Source organism: Pseudomonas sp. GW822-FHT02D10, from assembly GCF_058802345.1.
Window position 1 is genome coordinate 68,570 of the sequence record NZ_JBXAOB010000008.1, and the last position, 19,525, is coordinate 88,094.

The window sequence follows — 19,525 nt, forward strand, 5'->3', positions numbered from 1 at the left end:
CTCAGACCTCTGCGGGCGTGGCGGCGCGATTGAGTTCGGCCAGCGACAGGTGACGATCGAACAGCGGTGCCAGGCTCTGGTCGTGGCTGACGAACAGCAGGCTGGAACCGGCTTCGCGGCACTCGGCGAACAACAAGCGGATAAACGCCTCACGGGCGTCGTAATCAAGCGCCGAGGTCGGTTCGTCGGCGATCACCAGTTCCGGCTGACCGATCAGCGCGCGGGCGGCGGCGACCCGTTGCTGTTGGCCGATGGACAGCGAGTCGGCGCGGCGGCTCAGCATGTTTTCATCCGTGAGCCCCAGGTGCGCGAGCAGGGTCGCGGCGGCTTGATCGACACTGCCGTGGCGCTGAATCGCGCGGCTGGCGCGCAGTTTGGAGAAGTGACACGGCAGTTCGACGTTCTCGCGAACCGAAAGAAACGGCAGCAGGTTGAACTGCTGGAAGATGTAGCCCGTGTGGTCGACCCGAAAGTGATCTCGGGCGCCGGCCGACAGTTCGGTCAGCTCCTGGCCGAGCAGGCGAATGCTCCCGCGATTGGGCTTCTGCACGCCACCGAGCAGGCCGAGCAGGGTGGTCTTGCCACTGCCGCTGGGACCTTTGAGAAACAGCGTTTCACCGGGTTCCAGGCGAAACGCCGGGATATCCAGTAAGGGCGGATGACCGGGCCAGTTGAAGCCCAGGTCTGACAGTTCGATGAGTGCTTGGGTCATGTGGCCAGTTTCATAGATATTGATGACCCGTAGGAGCTGCCGAAGGCTGCGATCTGTTGACTTTAAAAGATCAAGATCAACAGATCGCAGCCTTCGGCAGCTCCTACAGGATCGGGTTGTATCAGAATTTCAGGGCAGCAGCTTTGGAGGTCACTTCAACCCCTTGCTGGCCGCTTGGGCTGATGAGTTGTACCTGAATTTTCTGAGTGGCGGGGAAGGTCGTGAACACCTGCGACAAGTCGAGGGTCTTCAATGCGCCAGGAGCGGCGCAGGTGAATTGGTAGTGCGCGTGGATTTCGCTGTGATCGTGGTGATGCTCTTCGGCGGCGGCGCCTTTACCGTCGGTCGCATGGTCGTCATCATCGTCGTGATCATCGGCGTCCGGTTTGTCACCGAACAGTGGGCTGTTCAGTTCTTGCTGGCTGATTACGCAGTTGGCCGCTTTTGGCAGGCTGAACAGCACCAGCGGCTTCTCCAGCTGCGCACGGGCGGCGGCAACCTTGGCTTTGTCTGCATCGCTGCTGGCGACGTGCTCGAAACCCACCAGGTTCATCGCCGGGCTTTCCAGTTCCAGTTCCAGCGTTTGGCCATCGAGCGCCGCGTTCAAACGCCCGACGCCGTGTTCGTGGGCGCCCAGGCTGCCGTGTTCATGATCGTGATCATGAACTTCGGCGGCCTGAGCGATAGCCAGCGGCAACAGAGCAAACGGCAAAGCGAGAAGCAGACGGCGCATGGAGAGTCTCCGTGAAGGAAGATGAAAAGTTTGTTATGTAATCTTATAACGTGAATGGCGAGAGTTTGACTGTACGCTTGGCGTTGCGCAAGACGCGTGGGAGCATGTTCGTCATAAACCTGAGGAAACCCCAATGTTGCGCATTCGTGGAAGCATCGGCGACTGGCCGGTGGATTTGACCCTTGAACTGGACGATGGGGATTGGGCGCGGCTTGGCGCGCAGTTGCAGGTAAGCCAATCAGAAAACAGTGCAGCGGTGGCCGATCCGCTGGTCAAACCGGTCAATCAGGATGAGGTGCTATGGCAGCTCGCCAAGGATCTGCTGCGCAGTCGGGGCAACTGACGGGGCCGGATTTGCTGGAACGGCTGGAGGGTTTGACCGGCAACACCGTTGCTGGCAAACGCTTGCTGGTGCGCTTGCGCCACAGTGCAGAGGTCAAGGTCGTGAGCGGCGGGGATACGCCGCTCTACAGCTGGCGCGAGCCAGCGTAGGAGCTGCCGAAGGCTGCGATCTTTTAGGGAGGCCGAAGATCAAAAGATCGCAGCCTTCGGCAGCTCCTACGGGTCAATACAACGCAGCAAACAGCTTGCGGCGATAAACGGTCACCAGCGGGTGATCGTTGCCCAGCAGTTCGAACACTTGCAGCAGGGTCTTGTGCGGCAACCCTTCGCTGTAACTGCGATTGCGGATGAACAGCTTGAGCAGGGAGTCCAGCGCCGGCTCGTACTGCTGGCGGGCCAGTTGCTGGACCGCCAGTTGGTAGACCGCTTCATCGTCCTGCGGGTTTTGCGCCAGACGCGATTTCAGGTCGGCGACATCCGGCAAGTCAGCGGCCTGACCGAGAAACTTGATCTGCGCCTTGGCGCCCGCCAGTGCGGCTTTGTGTTCATCGCTTTTCACCGCATCGAGCACGATCTGGGCTTCACCCAGTTCGCCACGTTCGGTCAGGCAGCGGGCGTAGAGGATCAGCGCACGAGCGTTGGTGTTGTCCTCGCCCAGCAGCACTTTCAGCGTGGCCTCGGCGTCGGCGAAACGGCCTTCGTCGAACAGCGCCTGAGCCTGCTCGAACGGGTCGGCAGCGGCTGGCGGTGGCATCTGCACATGTGGCTCAAGCAGCGCACGGACGGCGGATTCGGGCTGCGCGCCGGCAAAACCGTCCACCGGCTGACCGTCCTTGAACAGCACCACGGTCGGCAGGCTGCGAATGCCGAAGCGCGAAACGATGTCCGGCTCTGCGTCACAGTTGACCTTGGCCAGCAGCAACTCGCCCTGATAGCTCTCGGCGATGGTTTGCAGCATTGGCATCAGCGCCTTGCAAGGCGCACACCATTCAGCCCAGAAATCCACCAGTACCGGCTTGTGGAACGAGTTCTCGATCACCGACTGGTCGAAATCGGCAGTGCTGGCGTCGAAGATATACGGCGTGTCCTGACTCATGGGGCATCTCGAAGAAACGTGAATGGAGCAACTATAAGGCTTGGTGGGGGCGGCGGTAAGTCCTCTGGTGCCTGATACGCCGCCATCGCGAGCAAGCTCGCTCCCACAGGGATCAATGCCTGCCACAAAATCTGTGCTCGACACAAAACCACTGTGGGAGCGAGCTTGCTCGCGATGCTTTTAGCTAGCCGCGCTGTGCGTGGTACAGGCTCACATGCCGAAACTCTTCCGGCTCCGCAAGATCCGGCAATGTCATCGCCTCAAGCATCTCCAGCCGCTGATACAGCGGATGACGGAAATCCCGAACCCGCGAATCCGCCACCAGCGCCTCGCGGCCACGGCTGAGAAATTCATCGAGCAATGGCAGGTTGGTCCGGTCGTACAGCACGTCGGCCACCAGAATCAGATCAAAGCGATCGGCTTCGGCGAAAAAGTCCGTTGAGTAGCTGAGCTTGACGTCATTGAGTTCGGCATTCGCCCGGCAGGCCGCAATCGCCAGTGGATCAAGATCACAGGCCACCACTTCCAGCGCCCCGGCCTTGACCGCCGCAATCCCCGCGACACCGGAACCGGCGCCGAAATCCAGCACTCGCTTGCCGGCAACCCACTGCGGATGCTCCGCCAGGTAACGGGCCATCGCCAGGCCGCTGGCCCAGCAAAAGCTCCAGTACGGCGGCTCGTGCAGAATGCGCCGGGTTTCTTCCGGGCTGAAGGCGCGCTCCATGTTGTCGCCGTCGATCAGCCAGAGTTTCAGCGCAGTCTCGGGCAGCGGACACGGGACAAGCCGTGCATCGCCGAGCAGTTCACTTAATGCCAGTTGCAGGTCGAGCGGTGCATTCATGGCGCTTTGAAAAACTGCAGCTGGCCCAGGGCCTGGGTCTTCGGCTCAAAGATGCGTTGCGCCGGCAGGTGCAGAATCAACTGTCCGGACTGACTGGCGCGCCCCCGCAGTTCGACGCGTGCACCGACCGGGAATGCGTCGGGATTGAACCGCAGATGGAACGGCAGAATCTTGTTGTTGCCGATCAGGTTGGCGCTGGCGAGCAATTGCTGCGGCCGGGAGCGTTCGTCGATCACCAGCAGCGCCAGTTCAACCTCGGCGCCGGCCGGCACGCCCTGCAAGGTGCCGCTCAATTCCCGTTGATACGCTGGCAGCGGTCCGAGGTCGGTCGAGGCCTGGGCTTTCTTCTGGGCCATCTCGGGCGCAGGGCCTGGGGTCGGTGCCGCCGGTTTGGGTGCGCTACTGCTACACGCGACCAACAGGCCGGCGAGACTGAGTAAAACAAGCGGTCGTAGCGGCATTTGCGGCTCCAGCAAAGTGCAATCCATGGATCAGGCAATGATAGCCCGTTTGTGTACCGTAACCCTATGGCTTGTCTTGCCAGTGGGATGCGCTACCATGGCCCTCCCTTTTTTTGTTGCCTGCCACCATGCACTGTCCCTTCTGCGGTGCCAACGACACCAAGGTCATCGACTCGCGTCTGGTCGCCGAGGGCGAACAGGTGCGCCGCCGGCGTGAATGCCTGGCCTGCGGCGAACGTTTCACCACGTTCGAAACCGCCGAACTGGTGTTGCCGCGCCTGATCAAAACCGACGGCAGCCGTCAGCCGTTCGACGAAGAAAAACTCCGCGCCGGGATGCAGCGTGCGCTGGAGAAGCGCCCGGTGAGTGTCGAGCGCCTGGAATCGTCGCTGGTACACATCAAACACAAACTGCGTGCCACCGGCGAGCGCGAGGTCAAATCCCTCGTGGTCGGTGAACTGGTGATGGCCGAGCTGCAAAAGCTCGATGAAGTCGCCTACATTCGTTTCGCTTCGGTGTATCGCCGCTTCCAGGACCTCAACGAGTTCCGCGAAGAGATCGATCGCCTGGCCCGTGAGCCGGTCAAACCATGACGATTTCCTCAGAGCAAGCGATTCTCGACGCCCATTACATGGCGCGTGCGCTGGAACTGGCGCGCAAAGGTCACTACACCACCCATCCCAATCCGCGGGTGGGCTGCGTGATCGTGCGTGACGGGCAGATTGTCGGCGAAGGCTGGCATGTGCGCACCGGCGAACCGCATGCCGAAGTCCACGCCCTGCGCGCCGCCGGTGAAAACGCCCGGGGCGCCACCGCCTACGTGACGCTCGAACCGTGCAGCCATCACGGCCGCACGCCGCCGTGTGCCGATGCGCTGGTGAATGCCGGTCTGGCGCGTGTCGTTGCGGCGATGCAGGACCCGAACCCGGAAGTCGCCGGTCGCGGCATGCAGCGTCTGGAACAGGCCGGCATCGCGACGCTCAGCGGTGTGCTCGAAGGCGAGGCGCGCACGCTCAATGAAGGTTTTCTCAAACGCATGGAGCACGGCTTGCCGTTCGTGCGGGTGAAGTTGGCGATGAGCCTCGACGGTCGTACCGCCATGGCCAGCGGCGAAAGCCAATGGATCACCGGTCCCGCCGCCCGTTCAGCCGTGCAGCGTCTGCGGGCTCAGGCCAGCGTTGTGTTGACCGGTGCCGATACGGTGCTGGCCGATGACGCGCGCTTGACCGTGCGCGCCGATGAGTTGGGCCTGGATGCCGAACAAACTGCGTTGGTCATGAGCCGTCCGCCGCTTCGCGTGCTGATCGATGGCCGCCTGCGGGTACCGCTTGATGCGCCGTTCTTCAAGGCCGGCCCGGCGTTGGTCGCCACCTGTGTCGCGGTGGAAGAGCAGTACGCCAACGGCCCCGAATGTTTGATCGTGCCCGGTGACGATGGCCAGGTCGACCTGCGCAAACTGCTGGTCGAACTCGCCGCACGCGGCGTCAACGAAGTGCTGGTGGAAGCCGGCCCGCGTCTGGCCGGGGCGTTTGCTCAGCAAGGGCTGGTGGACGAATTCCAGATTTTTATGGCCGGCAAGTTCTTGGGTTCCACGGCCCGCCCGCTGCTCGACTGGCCGTTGACGCAAATGGGTGATGCGCCACAACTGAAAATCACAGAAATTCGCGCGGTGGGCGATGACTGGCGAGTCATCGCGGTTCCCGTTCCGCCAGCGAGCGTATAATTCCCGGCCTGCGCCACAAGCGAAGGTTTTGTTCTCGAGGAGGACTCCATGTTTACCGGCATCATCGAATCCATCGGCAGCATCCGTGCATTGACCCCCAAGGGGGGGGATGTACGGGTTCACGTAGAAACCGGCAAGCTCGACCTGAGCGACGTCAAACTCGGCGACAGCATCGCGGTCAACGGCGTCTGCCTGACGGCGGTTGAACTGCCGGGTAATGGCTTTGCAGCGGACGTCAGTCGCGAAACCCTCGACTGCACCGCGATGAATGACCTGAAAAGCGGCAGCCCGGTCAACCTGGAAAAAGCCCTGACCCCGACCACTCGCCTCGGCGGGCATCTGGTCAGCGGTCATGTCGACGGTGTCGGCGAAGTGGTTGCCCGTACCGAGAATGCCCGCGCTGTGGAGTTCCGCATTCGGGCGCCGAAAGACCTGGCCAAGTACATTGCCCATAAAGGTTCGATCACCGTCGACGGCACCAGCCTGACGGTGAATGCGGTCGATGGCGCCGAGTTCTTGCTGACGATCATTCCGCACACCCTGAGCGAAACCATCATGGCCTCTTACCAGCCAGGTCGCCGGGTCAACCTTGAGGTCGATCTGCTGGCCCGTTACCTGGAGCGTCTGTTGCTGGGCGACAAGGCCGCAGAATCCTCGAAGGGCAACATCACTGAAAGCTTTCTGGCCGAGAACGGCTACCTCAATTCCTGAAACTCAATTTTTGAAAGAAGGGGGGTGCCGCGTGGCGCTCAATAGCATCGAAGAACTGGTTGAAGACATCCGCCAAGGCAAGATGGTCATCCTCATGGATGACGAAGACCGCGAGAACGAAGGCGACCTGATCATGGCCGCCGAGTGCTGCCAGCCTGAACACATCAACTTCATGGCCAAGCACGCCCGTGGCCTGATCTGCATGCCGATGAGCCGCGAGCGCTGCGAGCTGCTCAAGCTGCCCTTGATGGCGCCGCGCAACGGTTCCGGTTTCGGCACCAAGTTCACCGTGTCCATCGAAGCGGCCACCGGTGTCACCACCGGTATCTCCGCGGCTGACCGTGCGCGCACCGTGCAAGCCGCCGCCGCCAAAGACGCCAAGGCTGAAGACATCGTCAGCCCTGGCCACATCTTCCCGCTGATGGCCCAGGCCGGCGGCACCCTGGCCCGTGCCGGCCACACCGAAGCCGCTTGCGACCTGGCGCGCATGGCCGGTTTCGAGCCGAGCGGGGTGATCTGCGAAGTGATGAACGACGACGGCACCATGTCCCGTCGCGCTGAACTGGAAACCTTCGCCGCTGAACACAACATCAAGATCGGCACCATCGCCGACCTGATTCACTACCGGATGATCCACGAACGTACCGTTCAGCGGATTGCCGAGCAGCCGCTGGACAGCGAACTGGGCCAGTTCAATCTGGTGACCTATCGTGATTCGGTGGAAGGTGACGTGCACATGGCACTGACCCTGGGCACCATTTGCGCCGAAGAACCGACCCTGGTTCGCGTGCACAACATGGACCCGCTGCGCGACCTGTTGATGGTCAAGCAGCCTGGCCGCTGGAGCCTACGCGCCGCCATGGCCGCGGTTGCCGAGGCCGGCAGCGGTGTGGTGCTGTTGCTCGGTCACCCGCTCGACGGCGACGTGTTGCTGGCGCATATCCGCGAAACCGCCGACCACGCGCCGACGAAAAAGCCGACCACCTACAGCATTGTCGGTGCCGGTTCGCAGATCCTGCGTGACCTCGGTGTACGCAAAATGCGCCTGATGAGTGCGCCAATGAAATTTAATGCGATATCCGGTTTCGATCTGGAAGTTGTAGAATACGTGCCCTCCAAATAATGACCGGGTATTTCCGGCCATGTATTTGCGGTTCAAATATCACTAAAGAGCGCGTACTGAACGCGCTCTGGCTCTTTAAGAGATTTGTCGAATGACCCTGAAGACCATCGAAGGTACCTTCATCGCCCCCAAAGGCCGCTACGCTTTGGTTGTTGGCCGCTTCAACAGCTTCGTCGTTGAAAGCCTGGTAAGCGGTGCTGTTGATGCCCTGGTTCGCCATGGCGTGAGCGAAAGCGACATCACCCTCATCCGTGCCCCTGGCGCCTTCGAAATCCCGCTGGTTGCGCAGAAAGTCGCTCAGAAGGGCGAGTTCGCGGCAATCATCGCGCTGGGCGCGGTCATTCGTGGCGGTACTCCGCACTTCGAATACGTGGCTGGCGAGTGCACCAAGGGCCTGGCCCAGGTGTCCATGGAATTCGGCGTACCGGTCGCTTTCGGCGTACTGACCGTCGATTCGATCGAGCAAGCCATCGAACGTTCCGGCACCAAGGCCGGCAACAAAGGTGCTGAAGCTGCCTTGTCCGCTCTGGAAATGGTCAGCCTGCTGGCGCAGTTGGAGGCCAAGTGATTAGCGACGAAAGCGATCGTTTCAACCCGCGCGATCCGAAACCTGCGGACGCTGGCAAGCCATCCAAGAGCGTCAAGCGTCGTGAAGCCCGTCAGCTCGCGACTCAGGCACTGTACCAATGGCACATGGCCAAAACTTCGCTGAACGAGATTGAAGCGCAGTTCCGGGTCGATAACGATTTCAGCGATGTCGATGCCGCCTACTTCCACGACATCCTGCACGGTGTGCCGGCGCACAAGACCGAGATCGATTCTGCGCTCGCGCCTTGCCTGGACATCACCATTGATGAGCTCGATCCGGTTGAACTGGCCGTTCTGCGCCTGTCCACCTGGGAACTGATCAAGCGCGTCGACGTTCCGTACCGCGTGGTGATCAACGAAGGGATCGAACTGGCCAAAGTCTACGGCTCCACCGACGGCCACAAGTTCGTCAACGGTGTACTCGACAAGCTGGCCCCGCGTTTGCGTGAAGCTGAAGTGAAGGCGTTCAAGCGCTGAATTGCGCTTGAACAGCTGCCATGGGCGAGTTTGAGCTGATCCGCAATTACTTCGCCGCCGCGCCTTGTGCGCAGGGCGGCGAAGGCGTTGCGCTGGGAATCGGCGACGACTGCGCCTTGCTCGCTGTTCCCGCAGGGGAGCAGCTGGCAATTTCCACCGACACGCTCGTGGCCGGTGTGCATTTCGCAGACCCTTGCGACCCGTTTCTGCTCGGTCAGCGCGCGCTGGCTGTAGCAGTCAGCGATCTGGCTGCCATGGGCGCCACCCCGATTGCCTTTACCCTTGCCCTGACCTTGCCGACGGTAACCGCCGATTGGCTGGACGCCTTCGCCCGCGGTTTGAACGCCATGGCGCAAAACTGCGGTGTACGGCTGGTGGGTGGCGACACCACTCGCGGCCCGTTGAGCCTGACCATGACCGTGTTCGGCCGGGTCCCGGCCGGCAAGGCGTTGACCCGCAGTGGTGCGCAACCCGGTGACCTGGTGTGTGTGGGCGGCGAACTGGGCAATGCGGCCGGTGCGCTGTCGCTGGTGTTGGGTGAGCGAGTCGCGCCCGCCGATGTTGCCGGGCCTTTGTTGGCGCATTATTGGTCACCGCAGCCGCAGCTTGAATTGGGCATGGCGTTGCGCGGCAAGGCCACCTCGGCACTGGATATCTCTGACGGTTTACTCGCCGATTGCGGGCATATCGCCAAGGCTTCAGCGGTCGGCTTGCTGATCGAAAGCGAAAAACTGCCAATGTCCACGGCACTGGTGAGCTTTCTCGGTGAGAATGCGGCCCGCGCGGTGGCCTTGAGTGGCGGCGACGATTACGTGCTGGCCTTCACTTTGCCGCCCGCGCAATTGCCGGCATTGCTCGCCGACGGTTGGCCGATCCACGTTATCGGCCAGGTCGTGGCCGGGCAGGGCGTGACGCTACTGGACGCGAACGGGCAGGACATCACCCCGCAAGCCCGGGGTTATCAACATTTTCGGGAGACACCGTGACAGATCATCCCAAACAGGTCCCGACAGAACGCGTACCGCCATCGGTCTGGAGCAATCCCTGGCATTTTCTGGCCTTCGGCTTCGGCTCGGGTACTTTGCCCAAGGCGCCGGGCACCTGGGGCTCGCTGGTTGCGTTACCCTTTATCCCGTTGTGGCAGATGTTGCCCGACTGGGGTTACTGGCTGATGCTCGGCATCACGATGCTGTTTGGCTTCTGGCTGTGCGGCAAGGTCGCCGACGATTTACGGGTACACGACCACGAAGGCATCGTCTGGGACGAAATGGTCGGGATATGGATCACCCTGTGGCTGGTGCCGGCAGGCTGGTACTGGTTATTGGCGGGGTTCCTGCTGTTCCGCTTTTTCGACATTCTCAAGCCATGGCCGATTCGCTGGATCGACCGGCATGTGCATGGCGGCGTCGGGATCATGCTCGATGATGTGCTCGCCGGGGTGTTTGCCTGGCTGGTGCTGCAGGGACTGGTCCGGTATTTCGCCTGACAGGCTGATTGAGAGGCTAAAGGATGGTGGGGCGCTGGTTGTGGGTTCTGGTTTTTGCTGTGTTCTGTTCGGTCGCCCGTGCGGCGGATGTGCCGACGACACCGGCGGTGATTCATCTGGCCAGCGAGGACTGGGAAGATTACACCGCCGCCGATGGTCATGGTCTGGCCTGGGATATTTTGCGCGCAGTGTTCGAACCGGCTGGGGTGAAACTGGATTTTCGCACCGTGCCTTACACCCGTTCGGTGGGGCTGGTGCAGCGGCGTGAGGTGGATGCGCTAGTTGGCGTCTATCGCGATGAAGTCGGTCAGGTGTTGTACCCTCACTGGAATTTCGATACCGATCATATTTATGCCTTGGGCCTTGCGAGCGACCCGGCTCCGACGCTGAAGTCCCTGGGCAGGTACCGACTGGTCTGGGTCCGTGGCTACAGCTACGAGCGTTACCTCCCGAACATCCATCGCTATAACCAAATCGAGCGCCGCACCGGGATCCTGCCGATGCTCAAGCAAGCTCGGGCGGATTTCTACATCGACGCGCTGACGGAAATCAATGCGGTGCTCGCAGCGGCTGAGGACCCGTTCCAGTACCGGCGAACTCACTTGGCCGAACTGCCGCTGTTCCTGGGGTTTGCCGATACACCACAGGCCCGTGCCTTGATGTCGCTGTACGACAAACGCATGGAGTTGCTGGTGAAAAGCGGCCAGTTGAAACCGATTTTCGAGCATTGGAAACAACCTTATCCCTTTGATGAGAACGCCAAGCCGGCAAGGCAGTGATCGAACTTTTTGATCGTTATGGCCGATAATTCAGCCTAAGCGTCTATAGGAACCTGCTGTTACAATGCCGCCTCTGCGAATCTCCAGTACCTACAGATCAGGAGCACACCGGTGCCTGTCGTTTTTGTCGCCGCTTCCAAGCTGCCCACGCCTTTTGCGCAATTCACCATGCATGGCTTTCTCGATGAGGCCACTGGTCGCGAGCACGTCGTACTAAGCCTGGGTGATGTTGCCGACGGTGCCCCGGTACTCGGCCGGTTGCACTCCGAATGCCTGACCGGCGATGCCTTGTTCAGCCAGCGTTGCGACTGCGGTTCGCAACTCGAGGCGGCGTTGCAGGCGATCGCCCGCGAAGGCCGTGGCGTGTTGCTCTACTTGCGTCAGGAAGGCCGTGGCATTGGCCTGCTGAACAAGATCCGCGCCTATGAACTGCAGGACGGCGGCGCCGACACCGTTGAAGCCAACGAACGTCTGGGCTTTGCTGCTGACCAGCGCGACTACGCCATGTGCCTGCCGATGCTTGAGCACCTGGGCGTCAAATCCCTGCGCCTGATGACCAACAACCCACGCAAGGTCAAAGCCCTGACCGAGATGGGCATCTTGGTCGCCGAGCGCGTGCCGCTGCACACCGGCCACAATCCGCACAACAAGCTCTACCTGGCAACCAAGGCCAGCAAGCTCGACCACATGATGGGCAACGAGCATCAGGGCGAGGCCGATCGGGCGTGACTCGCGGCCAGGTCCGGCGGCGACTGTCCGTCAACTGGTGGCAATACTTTGCACTGGCCTTGCTGCCGCTGTTGGTGATCAACGGCGTGTTCGGCCACAGCGAGGCGATTTTACCGGTGCTGGCGATGCCGTTTTTCATTGCTGGCGTGGCCTCGATGTTTGTCAGCTTGCGGTTTTTCGGCCGCTACAAGCATGCCTTGATCGCCACCCAGAAAGCCCTCGATACCCCGGAAGAACCCGCTGCCTGGGTGGCCTTGGCGGCTAAACGCCGTACGGCATTCCTCGTCGCGGCCTTGCCGGCCTGGATCGGTGCTCTGTCGGTGTTCGTCGGCCTCGAAGCGGTGCCGTTGGTCTTGCTGGCGCTGTCGACCACGGTGCTGTTCTACCTCTACCGTATTCCGCGTCAACTCGGCTGATGCGCAGTTGGCTGGCGGTTCTGCTGCTGGCCATCAGTGGCTCGGCGGTCGCGGTCGAACGAGTCATCAGCCTCGCACCCTCACTCTCGGAAATCGTCGTTGAGCTGGGCTCGGCCGACCTGTTGGTGGGCGTGCTCGATGCCGGCGAGCGTCCTGCGCAACTCAAGTCCATTCCTTCCGTTGGCCGTTACGGTCAGCTGGACATGGAGCGTCTGCTCAGTCTCAAGCCGGATTTGCTGTTGCTCTGGCCCGGCAGCGTCGGCCCCGCGCAGCGTGCGCAACTGAGTCGATTGGGTATCCCGACTTACGTTGCCGAACCCCATGGCCTCAAACAACTGACCCGCGAAATCGAAGCGATAGCCAGGCACCTCGGCCGACCCGAGCGTGGGCGCACGCTTGCGGTTGATCTGCGCAAACAGCTCGACGAGTTACGCCAGCGCTATCAACGCAAAGAACCGCTGCGGGTGTTTTATCAGGTCTGGGATCAGCCGCTGTACACCGTGGGCGGTGGGCAGATTATCAGCGATGCGCTTGAGGTGTGCGGTGCGCGCAACGTGTTTGCCGACATGACCTTGCCGGCGCCGCAGGTTAGCGTGGAGTCGGTGCTGTCACGTAATCCCCAGATGATCCTCGCCAGCAGCCAGGCGCAGCTCGACGCCTGGAAAGCCTGGCCGCAGATGACGGCGGTGGCTCAAGGGCAATTGCTGTTGGTGACGGATAAAGGTCTGGAGCGGCCGAGCGGGCAGATGATCGAAGCGACGGCCAAGTTGTGCCGGTTGATTGCCCCCGACCGTTGAGACCGAGGTGCCTGCTTCGCGAGCAAGCCCGCTCCCACAGTAAATCGAGTCCAGCCACCATTTTGTGCGCGACATAGATCCAGTGTGGGAGCGAGCCTGCTCGCGATTACGGTGTGTCAGTCAACATCAGAGTCGACTGTCAGTCCGCTATCGCGAGCAGGCTCGCTCCCACTGGGTTTTGTGCAGGTTTGAGGTTTAGAGGCCCAGCAGCTGCAAGCGCTGACGTACGGCCTCTTCGATACCCGCTTCGTCCAGACCACATTCGGCGAGCATTTGCGCCGGTTTGGCGTGCTCGACGTAGGCGTCTGGCAAGCCCAGATGCAGCATCGACTTGAGGATGTTCTCGCGGGCGAGGAACTCGCTGACCGCGCCACCGGCACCGCCCATGATGGCGTTTTCTTCGACGGTCACCAGCAGCTCATGGCTGCCAGCGATCTCGCGTACCAACGCTTCATCGAGTGGTTTGACGAAGCGCATGTCGACCACGGTCGCATCGATTTTTTCAGCGACTTTGAGTGCTTCGGCCAATTGCACGCCGAACACCAGCAGGGCGACGGTGCTGCCCTGACGACGAATCACGCCTTTGCCGATTTCAATCGGTTCGAGGTTTTTCTCAATGGTGGCATTCGGGCCAGTGCCACGCGGGTAACGCACTGCCGCCGGGCCGTTGTACAGATGGCCGGTGCTGAGCATTTTGCGCAGTTCGTTTTCGTCGCTCGGGGTCATCACCACCATGCCGGGGATGCACCGCAGGAACGACAGGTCGAAACTGCCCGCGTGAGTCGGGCCGTCTTCGCCCACCAGACCTGCACGGTCGATGGCGAACAGCACGTCGAGGTTCTGCACCGCGACGTCATGCACCAACTGGTCATAGCCGCGCTGCAGGAACGTCGAATAGATCGCCACCACCGGTTTGGCGCCTTCGCAGGCCATGCCAGCGGCGAGAGTCACAGCGTGTTGCTCGGCAATTGCCACGTCGAAATAACGCAGCGGGAAGCGTTCGCTGAAGGCCACCAGGTCGGAGCCTTCTTTCATCGCCGGGGTGATGCCGACCAGGCGCGGGTCAGCAGCGGCCATGTCGCACAGCCACTCGCCAAACACGCCAGAGTACTTCGGCCCACTGGCTTTTTTCGGCGCGGCGGCGGGAGCGTCCAGCGGTTCGAGTTTGGTGATCGCGTGGTAACCGATCGGGTCGACTTCCGCCGGGGCGAAGCCTTTGCCTTTTTTGGTCACGACGTGCAGGAACTGCGGGCCCTTGAGGTCACGCATGTTACGCAGGGTGGCGATCAGGGTGGGCAGGTCATGGCCGTCGATCGGACCGATGTAGTTCCAGCCCAGCTCTTCGAACAGGGTGCCGGGCACCAGCATGCCTTTGGCGTATTCTTCGGTACGACGGGCGATTTCCCAGGCGCCGGGCAGGCGCGACAGGACCTTTTTGCTGCCTTCACGCATGCTCGCGTACGTGCGGCTGGAAAGGATCTTCGCCAGATAATTCGACAGCCCGCCAACGTTGCGCGAGATCGACATGTCGTTGTCGTTGAGGATCACCAGCATGTTGGCGTCGACTTCCGGCGCATGGTTCAGCGCTTCGAACGCCATGCCCGCGGTCAGTGCGCCGTCGCCGATCACTGCGATCGCCTTGCGATCACTGTTTTGCAGGCGGGCGGCAATCGCCATGCCCAGCGCTGCGCTGATCGAGGTGCTGGAGTGACCGACGCCAAAGGTGTCGTACTCGCTCTCGGAACGACGCGGGAAGGCTGCAAGGCCGTCCTTCTGGCGCAGGGTGCCCATGCGCTCGCGGCGACCGGTGAGGATCTTGTGCGGATACGCCTGATGACCGACGTCCCACACCAGCCGGTCGTCCGGGGTGTCGAAAACGTAATGCAACGCGATAGTCAGCTCGATAACGCCCAGGCCGGCACCGAAATGCCCGCCGGTCTGACCGACCGTGTAGAGCAATTCCAGGCGCAACTCATTCGCCAGGGTTTCCAGCTCGGCTTCGCCTAACCGGCGCAGGCCGTCCGGCGTGTTGGCACGGTCGAGCAGGGGCGTGGTCGGGCGCTTGCGGGGAATCTCATGAAACGTCGTGGGCATCAGGCGAATCGTTATAGGTATAAAAGAGGCGGCAGTTTACCTGATGCATCGCACGCTGCCCACGCAGAGCTCGGAACTTGACCGAAATGCGCTGGGCAACGAGCGCCGGATCAGCTGCGGCGTTCGACGATATAGCGCGCCAGATCACGCAGCGGCTCGGCCGACGCGTCAAACGGTCGCAGTGCATGCAGGGCCTGATCGCGCAGTTCCAGGGCATAAGCCTTGGCCGCGTCGAGGCCGAGCAGCGCCGGGTAAGTCGGTTTGTCCCGGGCAATATCGGCGCCCTGGCGCTTGCCGAGGGTTTCGGTATCGCTTTCGACGTCGAGAATGTCGTCCTGCACCTGAAACGCCAGGCCGATGGCCTGTGCATAGGTCTGCAAGGATTTGAGTTCGTCTTTCTCGGCGCGGCCACTGGCCAGGGCGCCGAGCTTGACGCTGGCTTCGATCAACGCGCCGGTCTTGTGCCGATGCATGTATTCGAGGGCTTTTTGATCAAGCTTCAAGCCAACCGACCCGAGGTCGATGGCCTGACCGCCGACCATCCCGGCCGGGCCTGCCGCCAACGCCAGAGCGCTGACCATTTGCAGGCGAGTCTCGGCATCGGCTGAATTCAGGCGCGAGTCGAGCAGGGCGCTGAAGGCCAGGCTTTGCAGGCCGTCACCGGCGAGAATCGCGCAGGCTTCGTCGAATTTTTTGTGCGTAGTTGGTTGGCCGCGACGCAGATCGTCGTCGTCCATCGCCGGCAAATCGTCGTGCACCAGCGAGTACGCGTGGATCAACTCCACCGCACAGGCCGCGCCGTTGGCTTGCTCCGCGTCACCGCCCAGCGCTTCGCAGGCGGCATAGGCCAAAAGCGGACGCACGCGTTTGCCGCCATTCATCACGCTGTAGCGCATGGCTTCATATAAGCGTGCGAGTTCAGGACTCGGCGCGTTGAACAGGGTTTCGAGTGCCGCGTTGACCCGGGCCTGACTGCTGGCCGAATACGCCGCGATCATTCTGGCTGTTCCGCGTCAAAGGGAGCCTCGGTCAGCTCGCCATCACGCTCAAGCAGCACCTGAACCTTCTGCTCAGCCTGCGCCAGCGCAGCCTGGCAGTCACGGGTCAGACCGATGCCTTGCTCGAAAGCGGTCAACGAGTCTTCCAGCGACAGCTCGCCGTTCTCCAGGCGCTCGACCAGCGTTTGCAGGTCAGCGAGGGATTGTTCGAAATCCAGTGCAGCTTTTTTGCGGGCCATGGCGGCGATTTCCGGTTGACGTTAAACCGGCGCGACACTAGCAGATAGGGGATTGAGGGGCAAATAGGCGGGCGAATCGATCGAGCCGTCAGTGGTCCGACTGAATCGGTGAAGCGATCAACAGCAGCTATAGTGAAAGCTACCTTAACGTTGAATGGGATCATGTGTGGCGTTGTACCGACCACGAGGGATCTGTGTGCTTTAGGTATCGCCCGAGGTTGGAAGCACCATGCTGGCCGCGGAACGTGACACCCCTCCTGTAGCGCCGGTCGATCTCGGGCTTGCCCTGGTCAAGGCTGGCCGTTTGTCCGAGGCTGACTACAACCGGGTGCTGCGCATGCAGGCCGGGCAGGCCTGGGGACCTTCGCTCGCGACCTTGCTCAACCGCCTGGGCCTGGTTTCCGAACAGGATATCGCCCAGCAGCTGTCGCAGTTGCTGAACCTGCCACGGGTGACTGCTGCCGACTTTCCTGCCGCGCCCCTGCTGGCCGAGCAGCTGTCCTATCGCTTTCTCAAAGAGTGTCGGGCCTTGCCGCTGGAGTTCAACGACGGTGAATTGCTGGTCGCGATGGCTGACCCGCAGGACCGTTTCGTGGTGGAAGCGCTGACCCTGGGAGCCGGCTGTCGGATCGCTCCGCTGGTGGCGCTCGGCTCTGAGATCGATGCTGCCATCGAGCGTATGCACGGTCAGGGTCAGAGCCAGATGGGCGATATCCTGGCGCGTGTCGAGCCCTCCGAGCAGGAGTCGGTAGAAGACGTCGAACAATTGCGCGACCGGGCCAGCGAGGCGCCGGTTATCCGTCTGGTCAACCTGATCATCCAGCATGCGGTGGAGCTACGAGCCTCGGATATCCACGTCGAACCGTTCGAGAGCCGGCTCAAGGTGCGCTTCCGCATTGACGGTGTATTGCATGAAACCGAGGCGCCGCCGGTGCAACTGTCGCCTGCGGTCATCTCGCGGATCAAGTTGATGGCACGGCTGAACATCGCCGAGCGACGCCTGCCACAGGACGGTCGCATCGAGATGCGGGTGCAGGGCAACGATCTGGACATCCGCGTCTCCACGGTGCCCACCATGCACGGCGAAAGCGTGGTGCTACGGCTGCTCAATCGCGAGAGTGTAGTGCTCGACTTCGCCGCTCTGGGGTTCAGTGAGCAGCCATTGCAGCGTCTGCAAAGCGTGCTGCACATTCCCCACGGCGTGCTGCTGGTGACCGGGCCCACCGGCAGTGGCAAGACCACGACTCTGTACACCGCGCTGAACAGCCTCAATACCAGTGAGAGCAAGCTGATCACCGTTGAAGATCCGGTGGAGTATCAGCTCGAGGGCGTCAATCAGATCCACGTCAAGCCGAGCATCGGCCTGACCTTCGCCAGTGCCCTGCGTTCCATTGTGCGTCAGGACCCGGACGTGATCATGGTCGGTGAGATGCGTGACCTGGAGACCGCGCGCATCTGCATCCAGTCGGCGCTGACCGGGCACCTGGTGCTGTCCACCCTGCACACCAACGATGCGCCCAGCAGTGTCACCCGCCTGCTGGAAATGGGCGTTGAGGATTATTTGCTGACCTCGACCCTGAATGCCGTGCTGGCCCAGCGCCTGGTGCGCAAGCTCTGCACCCAGTGCCGCGAGGCCTACCAGCCGTTGCCGGAAATGCTTCGCGAGTTGCATTTGGAGCGGCTGGCCGGTGGGCAGCCGGTGACCCTTTATCGGCCCAAGGGCTGCAACGCCTGCACCGGCACCGGTTATCACGGCCGGATCGCGATCATCGAAGTCCTGGTCGTGAGCGATGCCATCCGTCGGCTGATCCTTCAGCACGCCGATGCCGGGACGCTGAGGCATGCGGCTCGCGAGGAGGGTATGTTGAGCATGTATGAAGATGGCTGCCTGAAGGCGCTGGACGGGACGACCAACATCGAAGAAGTGCTTCGCGTCACGCAGGAGGGCTGAGTGTGGCTCTCTTTCACTTTCGCGCGGTGAGCGACAACGGCGAGATCCAGCAAGGTCAGCTGGACGTCGCGGATGAGCAGGCAGTACTCGAGCAGTTGCGCGCGCGCGGCTTGATCCCGATCGAGATCAGCACCCGGCGTGGCTGGCAGGCCTGGTTGCATTTCGACCTGAACGATCTGTTGCAGCGTTCGCGCGGTAACCGGCTGGTGATCCTGTTCACTCAGCACCTGGCCTCGTTGCTGCATTCCGGCGTGCCGCTGGACCGCTCGCTGGAGATCATGCTGCGGGTCAGCGCCGATCAGCCCATGCAGCAACTGATCACGCCGATTCAGGAAGGGGTGCGCCGTGGTGTCAGCCTGTCGCGGATCCTGGTGGAGTACCCGCAGCTGTTCTCCGGCTTTTATATCAGCATGGTGCAAGCCTCGGAAGTGGCCGGGAACCTGGCGGAGGGGTTGGGCAGCCTGGCCTATTACCTGGAGCGCAGCAAGTCCTTGCGCGACCGGCTGGTATCGGCGCTGATCTACCCGGTGATCCTGCTGGTGGTGTCGGTGGGGTCGCTGCTGGTGATCCTTACCTATGTCATCCCGCAGTTCCGCCAGTTGTTTGACGACATGGGCGCTGCCTTGCCGTTTTCGACGCAGATCGTCATCGGTGTGGCGGAGTTGTTGCGCAGCGCGGGTATCTGGCTGCTGTTGGCCGTGCTGGCGACCGGTGTGCTCTGGCGTCAAATGCTCAAACAACCCGGCTACCGCAAACAGTGGGACCGCCTGATGCTGCATCTGCCGCTGTTCGGGCCGCTGCGCCAGCGCATCGAAACCGCGCGCTTCGCTCGTAGCCTGGGCACTCTGCTCACAGGCGGGGTGGCATTGCTGCAGGCCTTGAACATCGCCCGCCAGACCCTGAGCAATCAGTTGATGGTGGAGCAGGTCGGGATCGCCGCCGAAAGTCTGAAACAAGGCCGTCAGCTGGCGGCGCCGCTGCTCGCATCAGGTGTGTTCCCCGTGCTGGCGTTACAGATGATTCAGGTGGGCGAAGAGACCGGCCACCTTGACGAGATGCTGCTGAAAGTCGCGGACACCTACGACCGTGAGGTGGAGATCTCCATCCAGCGGCTGTTGGCGGTGCTGGAGCCGTTGCTGATCGTTGGCCTCGGCATGCTGATCGCCGGAATCATCCTCTCGGTGCTCGTGGCCATCATGAGTATTACTGAACTACCGATCTGATCGGGG

General features: G+C 61.8%; 22 protein-coding genes and 1 pseudogene. 15 read left to right on the forward strand and 8 right to left on the reverse strand.

From position 1 onward, the window contains the following. Position 1 precedes the first annotated feature (1 nt). On the reverse strand, positions 2-712 hold the full coding sequence (locus tag AC1RPZ_RS15095) for an ABC transporter ATP-binding protein (protein WP_493137808.1): 711 nt from the start codon (positions 710-712) through the stop codon (positions 2-4). A 121-nt stretch (positions 713-833) separates the two neighbouring features. Then, positions 834-1,445 (reverse strand): DUF2796 domain-containing protein, encoded by a 612-nt coding sequence (locus AC1RPZ_RS15100; RefSeq protein WP_493137809.1) that lies wholly within the window; start codon positions 1,443-1,445, stop codon positions 834-836. Between the two features lie 133 nt (positions 1,446-1,578). Here AC1RPZ_RS15100 and AC1RPZ_RS15105 point away from each other — a divergent pair. Beyond that, positions 1,579-1,937: pseudogene (locus AC1RPZ_RS15105) on the forward strand (hypothetical protein). 73 nt (positions 1,938-2,010) lie between these two features. Here AC1RPZ_RS15105 and trxA read toward each other — a convergent pair. The 3 genes from trxA to AC1RPZ_RS15120 all read right to left on the reverse strand — a co-directional run bounded on the left by trxA (position 2,011) and on the right by AC1RPZ_RS15120 (position 4,185). Beyond that, positions 2,011-2,883, reverse strand: coding sequence for a thioredoxin (gene trxA, locus AC1RPZ_RS15110; protein ID WP_493137810.1), 873 nt, complete (start codon positions 2,881-2,883; stop codon positions 2,011-2,013). 184 nt (positions 2,884-3,067) lie between these two features. Beyond that, on the reverse strand, positions 3,068-3,724 hold the full coding sequence (locus AC1RPZ_RS15115) for a class I SAM-dependent methyltransferase (RefSeq protein WP_493137811.1): 657 nt from the start codon (positions 3,722-3,724) through the stop codon (positions 3,068-3,070). Continuing rightward, a complete protein-coding gene (locus AC1RPZ_RS15120; protein WP_493137812.1) occupies positions 3,721-4,185 on the reverse strand; it encodes a hypothetical protein in 465 nt (154 codons plus the stop codon). Before AC1RPZ_RS15120 ends, AC1RPZ_RS15115 begins: the two co-directional genes overlap by 4 nt. 128 nt (positions 4,186-4,313) lie before the next feature. Here AC1RPZ_RS15120 and nrdR point away from each other — a divergent pair, with 128 nt between their 5' ends. From nrdR to AC1RPZ_RS15180, 12 genes are all read left to right on the forward strand, one after another. Next, positions 4,314-4,778: a transcriptional regulator NrdR gene (gene nrdR / locus AC1RPZ_RS15125; RefSeq protein ID WP_162530215.1), complete on the forward strand. Its 465-nt coding sequence runs from the start codon at positions 4,314-4,316 to the stop codon at positions 4,776-4,778. Further along, positions 4,775-5,908, forward strand: a complete 1,134-nt coding sequence (gene ribD, locus AC1RPZ_RS15130; protein WP_493137813.1) for a bifunctional diaminohydroxyphosphoribosylaminopyrimidine deaminase/5-amino-6-(5-phosphoribosylamino)uracil reductase RibD — start codon at positions 4,775-4,777, stop codon at positions 5,906-5,908. The genes nrdR and ribD overlap by 4 nt, the downstream gene beginning before the upstream one ends. A 48-nt stretch (positions 5,909-5,956) precedes the next feature. Then, a complete protein-coding gene (locus AC1RPZ_RS15135; RefSeq protein WP_054594247.1) occupies positions 5,957-6,619 on the forward strand; it encodes a riboflavin synthase in 663 nt (220 codons plus the stop codon). A 31-nt stretch (positions 6,620-6,650) separates the two neighbouring features. Further along, positions 6,651-7,742, forward strand: coding sequence for a bifunctional 3,4-dihydroxy-2-butanone-4-phosphate synthase/GTP cyclohydrolase II (ribBA, locus tag AC1RPZ_RS15140; protein ID WP_493137814.1), 1,092 nt, complete (start codon positions 6,651-6,653; stop codon positions 7,740-7,742). 91 nt (positions 7,743-7,833) lie between these two features. Further along, entirely contained in the window at positions 7,834-8,310 is a 477-nt protein-coding gene (gene ribH / locus AC1RPZ_RS15145) for a 6,7-dimethyl-8-ribityllumazine synthase (RefSeq protein WP_077045597.1), read from the forward strand. Further along, on the forward strand, positions 8,307-8,807 hold the full coding sequence (gene nusB / locus AC1RPZ_RS15150; RefSeq protein WP_123423461.1) for a transcription antitermination factor NusB: 501 nt from the start codon (positions 8,307-8,309) through the stop codon (positions 8,805-8,807). Before ribH ends, nusB begins: the two co-directional genes overlap by 4 nt. Before the next feature lie 20 nt (positions 8,808-8,827). Further along, positions 8,828-9,793, forward strand: a complete 966-nt coding sequence (gene thiL / locus AC1RPZ_RS15155; protein ID WP_493137815.1) for a thiamine-phosphate kinase — start codon at positions 8,828-8,830, stop codon at positions 9,791-9,793. Then, positions 9,790-10,293 carry a phosphatidylglycerophosphatase A family protein gene (locus AC1RPZ_RS15160; protein ID WP_493137816.1) on the forward strand — a complete coding sequence of 168 codons (504 nt, stop codon included), beginning with the start codon at positions 9,790-9,792 and terminating at the stop codon, positions 10,291-10,293. The genes thiL and AC1RPZ_RS15160 overlap by 4 nt, the downstream gene beginning before the upstream one ends. A gap of 23 nt (positions 10,294-10,316) precedes the next feature. Continuing rightward, positions 10,317-11,072, forward strand: coding sequence for a substrate-binding periplasmic protein (locus AC1RPZ_RS15165; protein WP_493137817.1), 756 nt, complete (start codon positions 10,317-10,319; stop codon positions 11,070-11,072). Positions 11,073-11,183: 111 nt separating this feature from the next. Continuing rightward, complete coding sequence (gene ribA, locus AC1RPZ_RS15170) at positions 11,184-11,801, forward strand: GTP cyclohydrolase II (protein ID WP_493137818.1); 618 nt, start codon at positions 11,184-11,186, stop codon at positions 11,799-11,801. Beyond that, entirely contained in the window at positions 11,798-12,217 is a 420-nt protein-coding gene (locus tag AC1RPZ_RS15175) for an MFS transporter (RefSeq protein ID WP_493137819.1), read from the forward strand. Before ribA ends, AC1RPZ_RS15175 begins: the two co-directional genes overlap by 4 nt. Beyond that, the gene (locus AC1RPZ_RS15180) at positions 12,217-13,014 is read left to right on the forward strand and encodes a cobalamin-binding protein (protein WP_493137820.1); all 798 of its coding nucleotides are present in this window, start codon (positions 12,217-12,219) and stop codon (positions 13,012-13,014) included. Before AC1RPZ_RS15175 ends, AC1RPZ_RS15180 begins: the two co-directional genes overlap by 1 nt. Positions 13,015-13,209: 195 nt before the next feature. Here the strand turns inward: AC1RPZ_RS15180 and dxs are convergent, their stop codons facing one another. The 3 genes from dxs to AC1RPZ_RS15195 all read right to left on the reverse strand — a co-directional run bounded on the left by dxs (position 13,210) and on the right by AC1RPZ_RS15195 (position 16,345). Beyond that, complete coding sequence (gene dxs, locus AC1RPZ_RS15185; RefSeq protein ID WP_493137821.1) at positions 13,210-15,108, reverse strand: 1-deoxy-D-xylulose-5-phosphate synthase; 1,899 nt, start codon at positions 15,106-15,108, stop codon at positions 13,210-13,212. A gap of 110 nt (positions 15,109-15,218) precedes the next feature. Further along, positions 15,219-16,106: a (2E,6E)-farnesyl diphosphate synthase gene (gene ispA, locus AC1RPZ_RS15190; RefSeq protein WP_493137822.1), complete on the reverse strand. Its 888-nt coding sequence runs from the start codon at positions 16,104-16,106 to the stop codon at positions 15,219-15,221. Further along, positions 16,103-16,345 (reverse strand): exodeoxyribonuclease VII small subunit, encoded by a 243-nt coding sequence (locus AC1RPZ_RS15195; protein ID WP_019693836.1) that lies wholly within the window; start codon positions 16,343-16,345, stop codon positions 16,103-16,105. The genes ispA and AC1RPZ_RS15195 overlap by 4 nt, the downstream gene beginning before the upstream one ends. A gap of 229 nt (positions 16,346-16,574) precedes the next feature. Between AC1RPZ_RS15195 and gspE the strand changes: the two genes are divergently transcribed. Both gspE and AC1RPZ_RS15205 read left to right on the forward strand, forming a co-directional pair. Next, a complete protein-coding gene (gspE, locus tag AC1RPZ_RS15200; protein ID WP_493137823.1) occupies positions 16,575-18,296 on the forward strand; it encodes a type II secretion system ATPase GspE in 1,722 nt (573 codons plus the stop codon). 2 nt (positions 18,297-18,298) lie between these two features. Continuing rightward, positions 18,299-19,519, forward strand: a complete 1,221-nt coding sequence (locus AC1RPZ_RS15205; RefSeq protein WP_493137824.1) for a type II secretion system F family protein — start codon at positions 18,299-18,301, stop codon at positions 19,517-19,519. Positions 19,520-19,525: the final 6 nt, after the last annotated feature.

What these genes read in the sequence shown, in the direction of transcription:
- AC1RPZ_RS15195 (WP_019693836.1), bottom strand. Translation starts at nt 16,345, where the DNA reads ATGGCCCGCAAAAAAGCTGCACTGGATTTCGAACAATCCCTCGCTGAC.
- AC1RPZ_RS15180 (WP_493137820.1), top strand. Translation starts at nt 12,217, where the DNA reads ATGCGCAGTTGGCTGGCGGTTCTGCTGCTGGCCATCAGTGGCTCGGCG.
- thiL (WP_493137815.1), top strand. Translation starts at nt 8,828, where the DNA reads ATGGGCGAGTTTGAGCTGATCCGCAATTACTTCGCCGCCGCGCCTTGT.
- AC1RPZ_RS15135 (WP_054594247.1), top strand. Translation starts at nt 5,957, where the DNA reads ATGTTTACCGGCATCATCGAATCCATCGGCAGCATCCGTGCATTGACC.
- AC1RPZ_RS15115 (WP_493137811.1), bottom strand. Translation starts at nt 3,724, where the DNA reads ATGAATGCACCGCTCGACCTGCAACTGGCATTAAGTGAACTGCTCGGC.
- AC1RPZ_RS15100 (WP_493137809.1), bottom strand. Translation starts at nt 1,445, where the DNA reads ATGCGCCGTCTGCTTCTCGCTTTGCCGTTTGCTCTGTTGCCGCTGGCT.
- AC1RPZ_RS15165 (WP_493137817.1), top strand. Translation starts at nt 10,317, where the DNA reads ATGGTGGGGCGCTGGTTGTGGGTTCTGGTTTTTGCTGTGTTCTGTTCG.
- ispA (WP_493137822.1), bottom strand. Translation starts at nt 16,106, where the DNA reads ATGATCGCGGCGTATTCGGCCAGCAGTCAGGCCCGGGTCAACGCGGCA.
- AC1RPZ_RS15120 (WP_493137812.1), bottom strand. Translation starts at nt 4,185, where the DNA reads ATGCCGCTACGACCGCTTGTTTTACTCAGTCTCGCCGGCCTGTTGGTC.
- dxs (WP_493137821.1), bottom strand. Translation starts at nt 15,108, where the DNA reads ATGCCCACGACGTTTCATGAGATTCCCCGCAAGCGCCCGACCACGCCC.
- ribH (WP_077045597.1), top strand. Translation starts at nt 7,834, where the DNA reads ATGACCCTGAAGACCATCGAAGGTACCTTCATCGCCCCCAAAGGCCGC.
- ribD (WP_493137813.1), top strand. Translation starts at nt 4,775, where the DNA reads ATGACGATTTCCTCAGAGCAAGCGATTCTCGACGCCCATTACATGGCG.
- gspE (WP_493137823.1), top strand. Translation starts at nt 16,575, where the DNA reads ATGCTGGCCGCGGAACGTGACACCCCTCCTGTAGCGCCGGTCGATCTC.
- trxA (WP_493137810.1), bottom strand. Translation starts at nt 2,883, where the DNA reads ATGAGTCAGGACACGCCGTATATCTTCGACGCCAGCACTGCCGATTTC.
- nrdR (WP_162530215.1), top strand. Translation starts at nt 4,314, where the DNA reads ATGCACTGTCCCTTCTGCGGTGCCAACGACACCAAGGTCATCGACTCG.
- AC1RPZ_RS15095 (WP_493137808.1), bottom strand. Translation starts at nt 712, where the DNA reads ATGACCCAAGCACTCATCGAACTGTCAGACCTGGGCTTCAACTGGCCC.